Annotated in this window: 9 protein-coding genes and 1 pseudogene; 7 read left to right on the top strand and 3 right to left on the bottom strand. The window is 65.6% G+C overall.

From position 1 onward, the window contains the following. Positions 1–909 carry a DMT family transporter gene (locus GRF61_RS07520; protein ID WP_169150056.1) on the bottom strand — a complete coding sequence of 303 codons (909 nt, stop codon included), beginning with the start codon at positions 907–909 and terminating at the stop codon, positions 1–3. 73 nt (positions 910–982) lie between these two features. Beyond that, complete coding sequence (locus GRF61_RS07515; RefSeq protein ID WP_348982361.1) at positions 983–3,988, bottom strand: transglycosylase domain-containing protein; 3,006 nt, start codon at positions 3,986–3,988, stop codon at positions 983–985. Positions 3,989–4,135: 147 nt separating this feature from the next. Between GRF61_RS07515 and GRF61_RS07510 the strand changes: the two genes are divergently transcribed. Then, positions 4,136–6,346, top strand: a complete 2,211-nt coding sequence (locus GRF61_RS07510; protein ID WP_169150054.1) for a bifunctional (p)ppGpp synthetase/guanosine-3',5'-bis(diphosphate) 3'-pyrophosphohydrolase — start codon at positions 4,136–4,138, stop codon at positions 6,344–6,346. 170 nt (positions 6,347–6,516) lie between these two features. After that, positions 6,517–7,101, top strand: coding sequence for a DVUA0089 family protein (locus GRF61_RS07505; RefSeq protein ID WP_169150053.1), 585 nt, complete (start codon positions 6,517–6,519; stop codon positions 7,099–7,101). 71 nt (positions 7,102–7,172) lie between these two features. On the opposite strand, the gene ppk1 is transcribed toward GRF61_RS07505, so the two are convergent. After that, a complete protein-coding gene (ppk1, locus tag GRF61_RS07500) occupies positions 7,173–9,254 on the bottom strand; it encodes a polyphosphate kinase 1 (protein ID WP_169150052.1) in 2,082 nt (693 codons plus the stop codon). 152 nt (positions 9,255–9,406) lie between these two features. Here ppk1 and ppx point away from each other — a divergent pair, with 152 nt between their 5' ends. The 5 genes and pseudogenes from ppx to GRF61_RS07475 form a co-directional block, all read left to right on the top strand. Continuing rightward, positions 9,407–10,909 carry an exopolyphosphatase gene (gene ppx, locus GRF61_RS07495; RefSeq protein ID WP_169150051.1) on the top strand — a complete coding sequence of 501 codons (1,503 nt, stop codon included), beginning with the start codon at positions 9,407–9,409 and terminating at the stop codon, positions 10,907–10,909. Positions 10,910–10,926: 17 nt separating this feature from the next. Further along, entirely contained in the window at positions 10,927–12,042 is a 1,116-nt protein-coding gene (locus GRF61_RS07490) for an ABC transporter permease (RefSeq protein WP_169150050.1), read from the top strand. Further along, complete coding sequence (locus GRF61_RS07485; RefSeq protein WP_169150049.1) at positions 12,039–12,812, top strand: ATP-binding cassette domain-containing protein; 774 nt, start codon at positions 12,039–12,041, stop codon at positions 12,810–12,812. The genes GRF61_RS07490 and GRF61_RS07485 overlap by 4 nt, the downstream gene beginning before the upstream one ends. A gap of 1 nt (position 12,813) precedes the next feature. Then, positions 12,814–13,758 (top strand): MlaD family protein, encoded by a 945-nt coding sequence (locus GRF61_RS07480; protein ID WP_169150048.1) that lies wholly within the window; start codon positions 12,814–12,816, stop codon positions 13,756–13,758. An 85-nt stretch (positions 13,759–13,843) separates the two neighbouring features. After that, positions 13,844–14,084, top strand: a pseudogene (locus GRF61_RS07475) (hypothetical protein); the annotation flags it as partial.

Genomic DNA, 14,084 nt, shown 5'->3' with positions numbered 1-14,084 from the left:
TCAGCTCGCCGGCTTGCGGGTGGTGAGGAGGATGCCGGCGAACACCAGCCCGATGCCGGCGAAGTGATACCAGTAAGGCCGCTCATCCAGGAACAGCGCAGCCAGGATGGTGGCGAACACCGGCATCAGGTGGATGAAGAGCGAGCTGCGGTTGGGGCCGACTGCGGCGACGCCGGCGTTGTAGAACACGTAGCCGAGAAAGCCGGGAAAGACGCCGGTGTAGAGGATGCCGCCGATGGCCTGCAGGCTCGGATTGATGCTGCGGCCGCTGGACAGCTCCCAGGCGTAGACCGGCGCCAGCACGATCAGCCCGACCATGGTGAAGGCGGCCAGCATCAGCATTGGATCCACGCCCTGCGGCCGCCACTGCAGCCCTACGGTGTACAGGCCCCAGGTGAGCACCGCGGTGAGCATCCACAGGTCGCCGGTATTCAGGCTCAGTCCCAGCAAGGTCTGCAGGCTGCCGTGGCTCACCAGCGTGAGCACGCCGAACAGGGAGACCAGCACGCCCCAGCCCTCCATGGCCGATAGCCGCTTGCCGAGCAGCAGGAAGGCCAGCGCGATGGTGGCGACCGGGATGAAGGAATTGAGCAGAGTGGCGCTGGTGGCGGTGGTGTATTGCAGGGCGATGTAGGCGAAGGTGTTGTAGCCGCCGATGCCGACCGCGCCGAGGATGAGCACCGGTCGCCAGGCTTTGCGCAGCAGTGGCCACTGGGTGCGCAGGTGGGGCAGGGCGAGGGGCAGCACCAGTGCCAGCGCGATGACCCAGCGCCAGAAGGCCAGCGCGATGGGCGGGACATCGGCGCGGATTGCGCGCCCCATCACCATGTTGCCGGCCCAGAAAAGGGCGGTGAGGGTGAGCAGGAGATAGGGGTGGCCAGGCGTGGCGCCGCTCCGGAAGGGTTTCATTGCGAGCCGTTTCTATTGTCGAGGCCGGATGATGGCACAAGGCCGGCGCCGCCCGCGGGCCGTCGCCGGAGGGTCAGGCGTCGCTGGCGAGGCGGCAGCTGGCCGGCTGGCCCTGTGCATCCTCCGCCATCAGTGGCGCCAGCAGGGGGGCGAGGGAGCGAGCGAGTTGTACGGCGAGGGAGCTGGTGAAGGCGTACTGCTCCGCGTAGGGCTCGCCGACGTAGGCAGTCAGGGTGCCGAAGAAGCGATCGCCGATGAGGAAGACCAGCGTGGCGGAGCGGGTCACTACCCGGGAGGAAACGAGCTGGCCCCCCTTGCCGTAGACGTCGTAGCGGTGGTCGCCAGTACCGGTCTTGCCGCCGACGACCAGCGGACTGCCGTCGCTGCGGCGGAACACGCCCTTGAGCCTGCGCGCGGTACCGTTCTCGGCGACGTCCACCATCGCCCCGCGCACCACCTCGGTCAGCGCCTCCGGCAGTACCTGCTCGGGCGTGCCGGTGCCGCGGACCAGTTCTGCTTCGTAGGGCGTGCCGGCGGCAAAGTGCAGGCTGTCCAGCCGGACCACCGGCAGGCGCTTGCCCTTGTTCACGATGATGCCCACCAGTTCCGCCAGCGCGGCGGGCCGGTCTGCCGAGCTGCCGATGGAAGAGGCATAGGAGGGCGTCAGCGACTCGAAGGGATAGCCGAGGCGGCGCCAGCTGTGGCCGATCTCGATGAAGGCTTCCACTTCCAGCAGGCTGCGGATACGTACGTCCTGTGCATTCCGGTGGCGGGTGCGGAACAGCCAGGTGTAGACCGCCAGGCGTTCGTCGCCGCTGGCCTCCAGCACCTGCTGCAACGTGGCGCCCGGGTGGGCGCGCAGGAAACCGGCGAGCCAGAGCTCCAGCGGATGGACGCCGGCCAGATAGCCTTGGTCTGGCAGGGAGTAGCGGCCGGGACCGAAGCGGTCGTAGAGATCGCGGATTTCGCCCTCGCTCAGCTTGTCGCTTTCCCGCAGGTGTACGCCGAGGGCGTCGCCGAATTCGGCCAGGCTGGCTTGCGGCCAGGTCGCCCGCAGGATCACCGCCAGGCGCCGTGGCGTCGGCTGCAGCCCTTCCACCATCAGGCCCACGCTCTCATCCGGGCTGCGGCCCTGGTGCTTGCGATAGAAGGTGGAGAGGAAGACCTTGCCTTCGCGGTCGGCGAAGCGATTGAGGTAATCGCGGCGGCGGGGATCGTCCGGGTCGGTGAAGATGCCGGAAGCGGCCGGGTTCCGGGCGACGTGGTAGCGGACGATGTCGCGCATCATGCGGATGAAGACGAGGTTCACCGAGTTGCGGAAGGCCTCGCGCACCGTCATGACTTTCTTGTCGTCCTCGCGGTTGAAGTTGCCGAAGGTGTGCAGCCCGCCGCCGGTGAAGAACTGCTCCTGCGGGCTGGCGGAATAGCGCCGCTCCATAGCCGCTTCCAGCATCGGCTTCAGGTCCCGGTCGCTCGCGGTGGCAAGGTAGTCCAGCGCCCAATGGGTGAGGAAGTCGGAGCCCTGGCGGGGGAGGCGGCGCAACTCGGCTGCGTCGCGGCCGGCGTACTCGGTGTGCAGCGCGGCCACTAGTTCCAGATAGCTCACCAGGGTGCGCAGCTTGGCGGTCGAACCCAGGTCCAGCCTGGCGCCTTCGTTGATGTCGAAGGGCTGGTCGTAATTGTCCGTCTGCAGCCGCAGGCGGTTTGCGCCGCCGGTGCTCTCGTACAAGGTGAAGCTGAACATCACCTTGGAGGGATCCTGCCCCTCGGAAAACATGCGGAAGCCGTAGAGGCCAGCCTCGCGGGCACGGGCCGGATTGCCCAACTCGCGCAGTACCGCTGTGACGTTGCGCTGGACCGCGCCATGCAGCGTGCTGGAGGCGGAGAGATCCAGGCGGTCCAGGTCATACAGCCGCGGCACGCCCAGCAGGCCGGAAAGGTGGGCACGCAGCGAGGTGACCGCCTTGCGGGTGACGAAGGCGACCGGCGGTGCCGCGACCGGCTCTTCGCGCAGCTTCAGCTTCACCGCCAGGGCGGCATCCCGCAACGAGGGCTGGATGACGCCTTCATCGGCAAGCAGGCGCAGGTGGGCGTCGGTCAGTTCATTCAGGCCTTGGGCGCCGCCTGCCAGATAGTAGGAAGGGCGCCGCTGGGCGATGGTCAGCGACAAGGCTTGTTTGAAGGCCAGCGCGCGCGCCGGCAGGTCCTCGCCATTCTCCACCCGGCCGGTTTCCACCAAGGGGCCGCCGAGGATGCGGTTCACCTCGTCGAAGTCCCGCCCGTACCAGGCCCACAGGCCATCCCCCATGCCGTTGACCTCGCCGAAGCCAGCCTTGGCCGACAAGGGAACGGTATTGAGGTAGTCCAGCACGATGCGTTGCCGGGTTTTCAGCGTGTCCTCCCCATCGAGATAGGCGCGGACCGAAGCGCTGCCCATCTGCCGCAGCTTTTCCTGCCGGCTGCCGGTACGGCCGTCGGGCGAGTGGCGGTACTTCTCGATCTGGGTGGCAAGCGTGCTGCCGCCGGGTGTGCTGCGGTCTTCCGCGACGACGCTGATGACCTGATCTGCCGCGGCCTTGGCGAAGCGTCCCCATTCGATGGCCGGATTGCGACGCGGCTGCGTGGGGTCCAGCAGCTCCCGGTTCTCGATGAAGAGCAGGGAATTGACCAGCAAGGGGGGAATGTCCTCGAAACGCTCGTAGCCCCGTTCCGGGTAAAGTGCGGCCTGCAGCGCCCCGCCTTCGCAGTCGAGCAGGCGCAGTCCGGCGCGGTTCTTCTCATGGTAGATAGGGAACAGGCCGAGATCGGTCAACTCCACCAGGCGGGGGGAGGGGCGCGCCTGGCGGGTCACCACATGGCCGCGCTCCACAAGCCGGGCGACAAAGGCGGGCATCTGGTTGTAACCGAGCCGGCCGTCATAGGGACCATCGGGAGCGGGCAGGAACTCGCCTGCGCCGGGTTGCACCGGGAAGCTCAGTTCCCGGCCCAGTGCGCTGAGGTAGCGCGCCTGCAGGCGGGAGCTCAGGAGTTCTTCGGAAACGAAGGCCCCGCCGATTCCGCCGGCAATGATGACCAGCACGGCGAGGGCAATCCAGATGCGCCGCCGGCTGCGAGGCCTGGCTGTATTGTTTTCCGTCATTTCTAGCTGGGGGCGACGAAGGCCGACTGGCCTTCGGTGGCGCGATCTTAGCACCTCGAAAGACCCGATATGGGATAATCCCGCCCTATGGTTTCCGTCACCCACGCCGTCTCTCCCAACGATGCCGCTCCCCCGGTAGACCTCATCTCAGCCGGTCTCTGCGCCAACGATCGCGCGTTGATCGAGAAGGCCCTGGATCTGGCCGCCGAAACCTATGAGGGACATGTGCTGGGCACCGGCGAGTCGGTCTGGACGCACGCGCTGGGCATGGCGCTGATTGCCGCTTCGCTGCGGCTGGATGCCGAAACGCGGATCGCCGCGCTGTTGTTCGCGATCGGCGAGTACCTGGATGATGGCGTCGATTGCAACGAACTCATCGAGAGCCGCTTCGGCGGACCGGTTGCGCGCCTTGTTCATGGCTTGCTGCGGCTGAACGGCCTGCGTGTCATCACGCGCGCCACCGCGCTCGCCACCGCGCCGGAGATCCGCGCCCAGACCGAAGTGCTGCGCAAGATGCTGCTGGCGATGGTGGAGGACATCCGCGTCGTTCTGCTGCGGCTTGCCTCCCGCACGCAGACCCTGCGCTATTTCACCGAGAACCCGAGCGAGGCCCGCTTCGAGGTCGCCCGGGAGAGCCTGGATATATACGCGCCGCTGGCCAACCGCCTCGGCGTCTGGCAGCTGAAGTGGGAACTGGAGGATCTCTCCTTCCGTTTCCTGGAGCCCGACACCTACAAGCGCATCGCCAAAATGCTGGACGAGCGCCGGGTTGAGCGCGAGGAGTTCATCCGCAACGCGATCACCCGGCTGGGCGAGGAACTGGAGGAGGTCGGTATCAAGGCCGAGATCCACGGCCGCCCCAAGCACATCTACAGCATCTACAACAAGATGCGGGCGAAGCGGCTGGATTTCTCCCAGGTCTACGACATCCGCGCCCTGCGGGTGCTGGTGGCGGAGGTGAAGGACTGCTACACGGTGCTCGGGATCGTCCACCAGTTGTGGCAGCCGATCAGCCAGGAATTCGACGACTACATCACCAAGCCCAAGGGTAACAACTACCAGTCGCTGCACACCGCGGTCCTCGCCGGTGATGGCCGCGCGCTGGAGGTGCAGATCCGCACCCACGATATGCACCGCCATGCCGAGCTCGGCGTAGCGGCGCACTGGCGCTACAAGGAAGGTAGCAGCCACGGCGGCGATTACGACGACAAGATCGCGTTGCTCCGCAATCTTCTGTCTTGGCGGGATGAAGTCACCGACTCGGCGAAATGGGTGGAGCAGTTCAAGCGCGCCTCGCTGGACGATACCCTCTATGTGCTGACCCCCCAGGGCAGGGTCGTAGACCTGCCTACCGGCGCGACGCCAGTGGACTTCGCCTACCGGCTGCATACCGATCTCGGCCACCGCTGTCGGGGTGCCAAGGTGGATGGCCACCTGGTGCCGCTGAATACCCAGCTGCAGAGCGGGCAGACGGTGGAGATCACCACCGTGAAGGAGGGTGGCCCGTCCCGCGACTGGCTGGACCCTCGCCAAGGTTATGTGGCCACCAGCCGGGCGCGGAGCAAGATCAAGCAGTACTTCAGCCAGCAGGAAGAAGAGGAACTGCTGAGTCGCGGCCGCAGCTTCGTTAACCGCGAGATGCAGCGCGACGGCCACGGCCAGGCCAACATCGACGGGCTGGCCGAGCGGCTGGGCTTCAAGAACGCGGATGCACTATACGTGGCCGCCGGCCGGGGCGAGATCGGGCCGCGGGCGGTGCAGATGGCCCTGCGCGAGGCAGATGCATCCGCCGAGGCCCCGGCCGAGCCGGAAATCGTCGTCGGCCGCAGCCGCTCTGGCGACAACAGCGACAAGATCCTCATCGTCGGTGTAGGCAAGCTGATGACCTCGCTGTCGCGCTGCTGCAAGCCGGCGCCGCCGGATGCCATCGAGGGTTTCGTGACCCGCGGACGCGGCGTCTCCATCCACCGGGTGGATTGCCATGATTTCCAGTTGCTGGCCCACCGCCATCCGGAGCGGGTGATAGAGGCGGAGTGGGGCGACCAGGCCTACAACAACAAACAGGCTGTTTTTCCGGTGGATATCGCGGTCCAGGCGACAGACCGCCAGGGATTGCTGCGGGATATATCGGAAGTGCTGTCGAGAGAGAAGCTCAACGTCATCGCGGTAAATACGCTCACCAAGAAGGGTACCGCCTTCATGCGTTTCACCATGGAAGTAGGCAGCGGCACCCAGATCCAGAAAGTGATTTCATTGATTCGCGAGGTTTCAGGGGTGATTGGTGCGCAAAGGAAGTAAGCGCATGCGCTATTCCTTTTGACTGCTCAAGGCTGTCGGCTTTTTTTACATTCCGCTCTTTGAATATCCGGTGAGTTGTATAAAAAGTGATATACAACACCAAGTTGGGTAATCTGGTCCGGGGCTTGCTTTATGCTCGTGGTTTTTTGATCAACTTGGACCAGATAAGAATGAAGACCGCCCTCCTGGCCGCTGCCCTTCTGACGGTGGCCGCGCCTAGCCAAGCCGCTCTGTTCAACTTCACCGGGAACATCACCAATCACAATGACGTGATCCAGGTGTCGTTCACGCTGAACAATGACGCCACCAACGTGCGGGTATGGACCGACTCCTTCCTGGACGGTGTGAACTTCGACCCGATCACCGCGCTGTGGAAGGCCGACGGCAGCCGTGTAGACGAGAACGATGATGATGCCAGCATCGCCCCTGGCCAGACCCGGTTCGACTCCGGTTTCGCCCTTCCTTTCCTGGAGGCGGGTAGTTACATCTTTACTATCGCGACCTACAACAACTGGGCGCTGGGTTACTCGCTGAGCGACGGCTTCACCTTTGATTCGCAGACGCCAGTCGCCATCGGCGACTGGGATCAGCCTGCCAACGGTACAGGCAAGGGCACCTTCTGGAGCGTCTGGCTGGACGGCGTGGATGATGCTTCCGCGCCGGGCAATCCTACCCATGTGCCCGAACCGTCCCTGCTGGCGCTGCTGGCCGCCGCGGGTCTCTCCGGTGTGGCATTTCGCCGCAAGGCCAAGTAATACGGGCTGGCCGCCATAAAGGAAAGGGCGCACCGTGGTGCGCCCTTTTTTGCTTGTCTGCGTGTGCGAAATCAGCTGGCTGCCGACAGCTCCGCGAGCAGGATGATCTGCGCGGCGCGGCGCGTACCGCGCGGCGTCTTTCGGCGGTAACTGCCGTCCGGCTGCATCTCCCAGGCCTGGCAATTGTCGCCCAGGTAGGGGCGCAGGCCTTCCTTCATCACCCGCCGCTTCAGGCGGGGATCGAGTACCGGGAAGGCGATCTCGATGCGGCGGAAGAAGTTGCGGTCCATCCAATCGGCGCTGGAGAGATAGATCACGTCTTCGCCGTCCGCGTGGAAGTGGAAGATGCGGTGATGTTCCAGGAAGCGGCCGATCACCGACCGCACCCGGATGTTCTCGGACAGGCCCGGCACGCCAGGGCGCAGCGCGCAGGGGCCGCGGACGATGAGGTCGATCTCCACCCCGGCCTGGGAGGCGGCATACAGCGCCTCTATCGTCTCTGGCTCAAGCAGCGCGTTCATCTTGGCGATGATGCGGCCCTTGCGGCCGGCGGCGGCGATTTCCGTTTCCCGCTGGATGGCAGCCACCACATTGGGCTGCAGCGAGAAGGGTGCTTGCCACAGGTGACGCAGCGCCGACGCCTTGCCCAGGCCGGTGAGCTGCTTGAACAGCTCGGCGACGTCCTCGCCGATGTCTTCGTTGCAGGTCAGCAGGCCGAAATCAGTGTAGAAGCGGGTGGTGCGCGGATGGTAGTTGCCGGTGCCCAGGTGCACATAGCGGCGCAGGCCGCTCTCCTCGCGGCGTACCAGCATTAGCAGCTTGGCGTGGGTCTTGTAGCCGAACACGCCATAGACGACGTGCACCCCCACCTCCTCAAGGCGGTTTGCCCAGGAGATGTTCGCTTCCTCGTCGAAGCGCGCCATCAGTTCCAGCACGACGGTGACTTCCTTGCCCTTCTGCGCCGCGCGCACCAGGTGCTCCATCAGCACGGAGTCCGTCCCGGTGCGGTAGACCGTCATCTTGATGGCGACCACCTGCGGATCGTCGGCTGCCGCGCGCAGCAGGTCGATCACCGGCGCGAAGCTCTGGAAGGGGTGGTGCAGCAGGATGTCCTGGCTGCGGATGGCCGCGAAGATTTCGCGGCGCTTGTCCAGCGCACGCGGCAGGCCGGGAAGGAAGGGTGGGTACTTCAGGTCCGGCCTGTCTACCCAGTCGGGTACTTGCATCAGCCGTACCAGGTTGACGATGCCCGGGGTGCGATAGAGATCGTCGCGGCCGAGGCGGAAATGCTGCAGCAGGAAATCAGCCATTTCCTCGGAGCAGTTGTCGGCCACCTCCAGGCGCACCGCGTCGCCGTAATGGCGCTGTTGCAACTCGCCCTTCAGCGTGGCGCGCAAGTCTTTCACTTCTTCCTCGTCGACGAAGAGGTCGGAATTGCGAGTGACACGGAACTGGTAGCAGCCGAGTACGTTCATGCCGCTGAACAGGGCGCCGACCTGGTCGTGCAGGACCGAGGACAGGAAGACGAAGGTGTATTCCGCTTCGCAGATGTCGGACGGCAGGCGGATGACGCGGGGCAGGGCACGCGGCGCCTGCACGATGGCCGCCCCGGAGTCGCGGCCGAAGGCATCGCGGCCCTCCAGTTCGACGGCGAAATTCAGGCTTTTGTTGAGCACGCGAGGGAAAGGGTGCGCCGGGTCCAGGCCGATAGGCGTCAGCACCGGCATCACTTCGCGCTGGAAGTAGTCGGCGATCCAGGCACGCTGCGCATCGCTCCACTGCCGGCGACGCAAGAACACCACGCCTTCGGCCTGAAGCGCGGGGAGGATGTCGTCGTTCAGCAGCGAGTACTGTTCAGCGATCAGCTTGTGCACCTCGGTACTCAGCCGGGCGAGCAGATCGGCAGGGGAGAGGCCGTCATTGCCGGAGGCGCCGCTCAGCAGGCGGATCTGTTCCTTGATGCCGGAAACGCGGATCTCGAAGAACTCGTCCAGGTTGCTGGAGACGATGCAGAGGAAGCGCAGGCGCTCGAGCAGGGGGACGCCTTTGTCGGCTGCCTGGGCCAGCACCCTGCGTTGGAATTGCAGCAGGGAAAGTTCGCGATTGATGAAATGCTCTGTCGGAAAACGCTTGAGGTTGAGCGGTCTGTTCATGAGGCGTCCGGGACGGGAAAATCACTGCCGATTATGTGACATTTCCTTTGCATTTAGATGACGGCAGCTCCGCCTGGAAAGCCGGCTGGCGGGGCCGGTCGCAGTGCTAGAATCGGCGCTCCTGCGAACATCGCAAGCCATAGTCCGACACGATGCAAGAATTGATCGCTGCCATCGATCTGGGTTCAAACAGCTTCCGGCTTCAGGTGGGGCGTATCGTCAATAACCAGATCTATCCGCTGGATGGTCTGAAGGAGCCGGTGCGGCTTGCAGCCGGTCTTTCGCCCGAGAAGTGGCTGGACATGGCCGCCCAGCAGCGGGGCGTTGCCGCCCTGCAGCGCTTCCATGAGCGCCTGGCCGGCTTCTCCGCCGGCGCGGTGCGGGCAGTGGCGACGAATACCCTGCGGGTGGCAAAGAACGCGCCGGATTTCCTCGTCCGGGCCGAGGCAGCGCTGGGTTTTCCTATCGAGGTCATTGCCGGCCGGGAAGAAGCGCGGCTGATCTATGTCGGCGTGGCTCACACCCTGCCTGACCCGCACCGCCAGCAACTGGTGGTGGACATCGGGGGCGGTTCCACCGAGTTCATCATCGGCAAGAGTTTCGAGCCGCTGATGCTGGAGTCGCTGTACATGGGCTGCGTGGGTTACAGCCTGAGTTACTTCCCCGACGGCCGGGTGGAGAAGCGCGGCATGAAGGAGGCTGAGCTGGCTGCCCGCCGCGAGCTGCAAGCCATCGCTCATGCCTACCGGGAGGTCGGCTGGGAATTGGCGGTCGGCTCCAGCGGATCGGCAAAGGCGCTGGCGGAGATCCTGGAGCAGAACGGCCTTTCCAACGGCGGCATCACCCGCGACGGCCTGGAGAAGCTCAAGACCCTGCTGCTGCGCGCCGGCAACATCCACGCCCTGGAACTGAGCGGCTTGAAGGGCGACCGCCTGCCGGTGCTGCTCGGCGGCCTGGCGATCATGAGTGCGGTGTTCAAGGAGTTCGGACTGGACCGCATGGTGTTCTCCGAGGGCGCGCTACGCCTGGGCGTGCTCTACGACCTGCTGGGCCGCTACCACCATGCCGATCTGCGGGACGCCACCGTCAACGCTTTCACCTCCCGCTACCGGGTGGACATGCGGCAGGCGGAGCAGGTGGCGGACACTGCTTGCTATTTCCTCGAGCAACTGGCCCCGGAGGCCGCCGAGCCGGATCACCCCGACCGGCGCTTTCTGCGCTGGGCTGCGCTGCTGCACGAGATCGGCATCTCGGTGGCGCACTCCAGTTATCACAAGCACAGCGCCTACATCCTGGCAAATGCAGACATGCCTGGCTTCTCCCGCATGGACCAGGGCCGCTTGGCGCGCATCGTGCTCGCCCACCGCGGCAAGCTGGAGCGGGTTGCCGCTATCGATCCTGGCAGTTCCGACTGGTTGCTGATCGCTTGCCTGCGGCTGGCGGTGGTGATCCACCGCGCGAGGGACAAGCGCGGGTTGCCGCCGGTGAAGATTGCACGGGAAGGCCGTGGTTTCTCGGTGAACACTGCCGCGGGATGGCTGCAGAAGCTGCCGCTCACCGCCGCCGCGCTGGAGGAGGAGCAGCGCCAGTGGCTGTCGGTGGGCCGCGGGCTGTTCATCCGTTCGGCCGCCGTCCGGCCGGCTGCGGCCGCTTGAGCTGACCCGTACTGCCCATGGCGCCGCGCATTGCTGCCGCCAGCATCCGAGCAGCGGGCGCGCGGCTGGAACTGGCGGGGGATTGGTCGCTGAACAGCCTGGGGCAGGACATCGGTGGGATACGCCGCACGCTGGCGCAGGCCTCTGCGAGCACCGAATGGGATCTTGGGGCCATCGTCCGCCTGGACAGCTTCGGCGCAATCCTGATCTGGCGTGCCTGGGGTGAGCGCTGGCCGGCGAAGGTCTCTCTCCAGCAGCAACATCGTCGCATCATCGAACGGGCCGCCACGATACCGGCGGACGCCTTGCCGAGAACGGCACCTTTCGGCCCTCGTGCGGCAGTTGTCGCCCTCGGTGATGCATTGCTCGGTTTCGTCGATCACGCGCTGCATTTCATTGCCCTGCTCGGGCAACTGTTCCTCGACTGCATCCACCTGCTGCGCAATCCGCGTCAGTTTCCGCTGGCGGAGGTGTCGGCCGGTGTCTACAAGGTCGGCGTGAAGGCCATGCCGGTGGCGGCGATGGTGGGCTTCCTGATCGGGGTGGTGCTGTCCTATCTCTCCTCCCTGCAACTGAAGACCTTCGGGGCGGACATTTTCATCATCAACATCCTCGGCCTTGGGATCATCCGGGAGTTGGGGCCGGTCCTGGTGTCGGTGCTGGTGGCTGGCCGCTCGGGCTCGGCGATGACCGCGCAGTTAGGTGTGATGCGGGTCACCGAGGAAATCGATGCACTGGCGGCAATGGGCGTCTCCCGCAGCCAGCGGCTGGTGTTGCCCAAGGTCTTCGCGCTGATGCTGGCCATGCCGCTGCTGGTGTTGTGGACCTCGGCGGTGGCGCTGCTGGGCGGGGCGGTGTCCGCCTGGGTGGAACTGGGCCTGGCACCGTCTTTTTTCCTGGAGACCTTGCCGCGGGTCGTACCCATCGCGAACCTTTATATCGGCCTGCTGAAGGGCGCCGTGTTTGGTCTACTGATCGCCCTGGTGGCCTGCCATTTCGGCCTGCGGGTGCAGCCGAATACCGAGAGCCTGTCGGCGAGCACCACCGCCTCGGTGGTGTCGGCCATCACCATCGTCATCCTCGCCGACGCCGCTTTCGCCATCGCCACCCGCACGGTGGGAGTGGTGGCGTGAGCGCGTCGGTAATCGAGTTGCAGGGGGTACGCACCCGTTTCCGGGATCAGCTGATACACGATGGCGTCGATCTCGTCGTGCCGGCCGGGGAAATCGTCGCCTTGGTCGGTGGTTCGGGCAGCGGCAAGACCACGCTGATGCGCCACATCATCGGCCTGACCCGCCCGGAGGCCGGCAGCATCCGCCTCTTCGGCGAGGCGCTGCACGCCGGCCAGCTGGCGGAGCGCATGGCCCGTCGCAGGCGCTTCGGTGTGCTGTTCCAGCATGGCGCCTTGTTTTCGGCTTTCAACGTCGGCGAGAACATTGCTTTTCCCTTGCGCGAGCAGGGCGTGGCGAGCGAGGAGGAGATCGCCGCGCTGGTACGCCTGAAGCTCTCCATGGTGGAAATGGAACCCACCCATGCGGCGCTGATGCCGGCAGAGCTCTCCGGCGGCATGGTCAAGCGCGCCGCGCTCGCCCGGGCGCTGGCGCTGGAGCCCGAGTTGCTGCTGCTGGACGAACCCACCGCCGGCTTGGACCCGGACCGCAGTGCGGCCTTCATCGAGCTGATCCGAACTCTGCACCGGCAACTCCATCTGACGGTGATCCTCATCACCCACGACCTAGACACCCTGGCCGCTCTGGCGAGCCGCGTCGCCATCCTGGCGGACAAGCGCATCGTCAGCCACGACACCCTGGAGCGAACCTTGGCCCTGGACCACCCCTTCGTCCAACGCTTCTTCCACGGCCAACGCCGGCGGGCCGTCATGTCAGCTGATGGGGAGGGTTGAGATGGAGAATCGTTCCCACGCTCTTGCCGCCGGCTGTTTCGTGTTGGTGATGGGCGCTGCGCTGATACTGGCCCTGTGGTGGTTCTCCGGCCATCGGGAGCGCATGCACGAATACCTGCTGGTGTCCCAGGGCTCAGTCAATGGACTGAACCACCAGGCGCGGGTGCGTTTCCGTGGCATTCCCGCTGGTAACGTGGCTGAAATCCGGCTGGACCCCCAGGACAGCCGCAACATCCTCGTCCGCATCCGTATCCGGGACGAGATTCCGCTGACGCAGGGCACCCGCGCCCGTCTCGCCACCCAAGGGCTCACCGGCCTGGCCTATATCCAGCTGGAGGATCACGGCAGCGATCCGACGCCGCTGCGCGCTTCCGCCGGCGAGTTGCCACGCCTGCCGCTGGAGGCGGGCACTGTGGAACAGATTACCGATACCGCGCTGGCCATCGCGCAGCGCTTCAAGACCATCGCCGACCAGTTGAGCGCTGTGCTGGACGAAGAGGGCGTGCGGCGGCTGCGCAACACGCTTGCCCGGGTGGAGTCCGCCTCCGCGGGTATGGACAGGACATTTTCCCAGCTGCCGCAAACGCTGGACGCGGTACGCGAGATTCTGAGCCCCGCCAATGTGGAGCGGCTTTCAAGCACCCTGGCGAACGTGGAGCGCGCCAGCCGCCAGGCTGAACCTACGCTGATCGAACTGCGCAGCCTGATGGGGCGGTTGGCGCAGACTGCGGAGCAGGTTGAGCAGACGGTGGGCCGCACCGGTGACAACCTGGCCGGAGAAACTCTGCCGCAAGTCACCTTGCTGTTGAAGGAACTCACCGCCACCACCCAGCGTCTCGGCATCCTGATCGATCAGATCGAAGGCAGCCCGCAGATTCTCATCACCGGCCGTGGAGAGCGGGTGCCAGGCCCGGGCGAGCCGGGATATTCCCGTCCGGCCCCTTGAGCTGACCGTCGCCATGCGCCTTTCATCCCTGTTCCGTCTTTCCTTGTTATTTGGTGCGATTACGCTGACCGCTTGCAACTCCATCGTGCCTGTCCCGCGTACTCCCGCGCTGTACGACCTGCCGCCGCCGGACAAGGCGCAGCCTGGGATGCCGCTAGAGGGCCTGCTCGCCGTCCAGGTCAGCGCGCCCGCCTGGCTGCGCAGCGCGGCCATGCAGTACCGCCTGGACGGCGAGCAGGGCTTGCAGCGGCGCAGCTATGCTGACAGCCGCTGGGTAGCCCAGCCGGCGGAGATGCTCACCCTCGCGCTGACGCGCAGCCTGGGGG

Source organism: Azoarcus sp. TTM-91 (genome assembly GCF_012911025.1).
Taxonomy (GTDB): Bacteria; Pseudomonadota; Gammaproteobacteria; order Burkholderiales; family Rhodocyclaceae; genus Azoarcus.
Note: the sequence above shows the minus strand (reverse complement) of the source record. Positions and strands in the feature narration are given on the sequence as shown.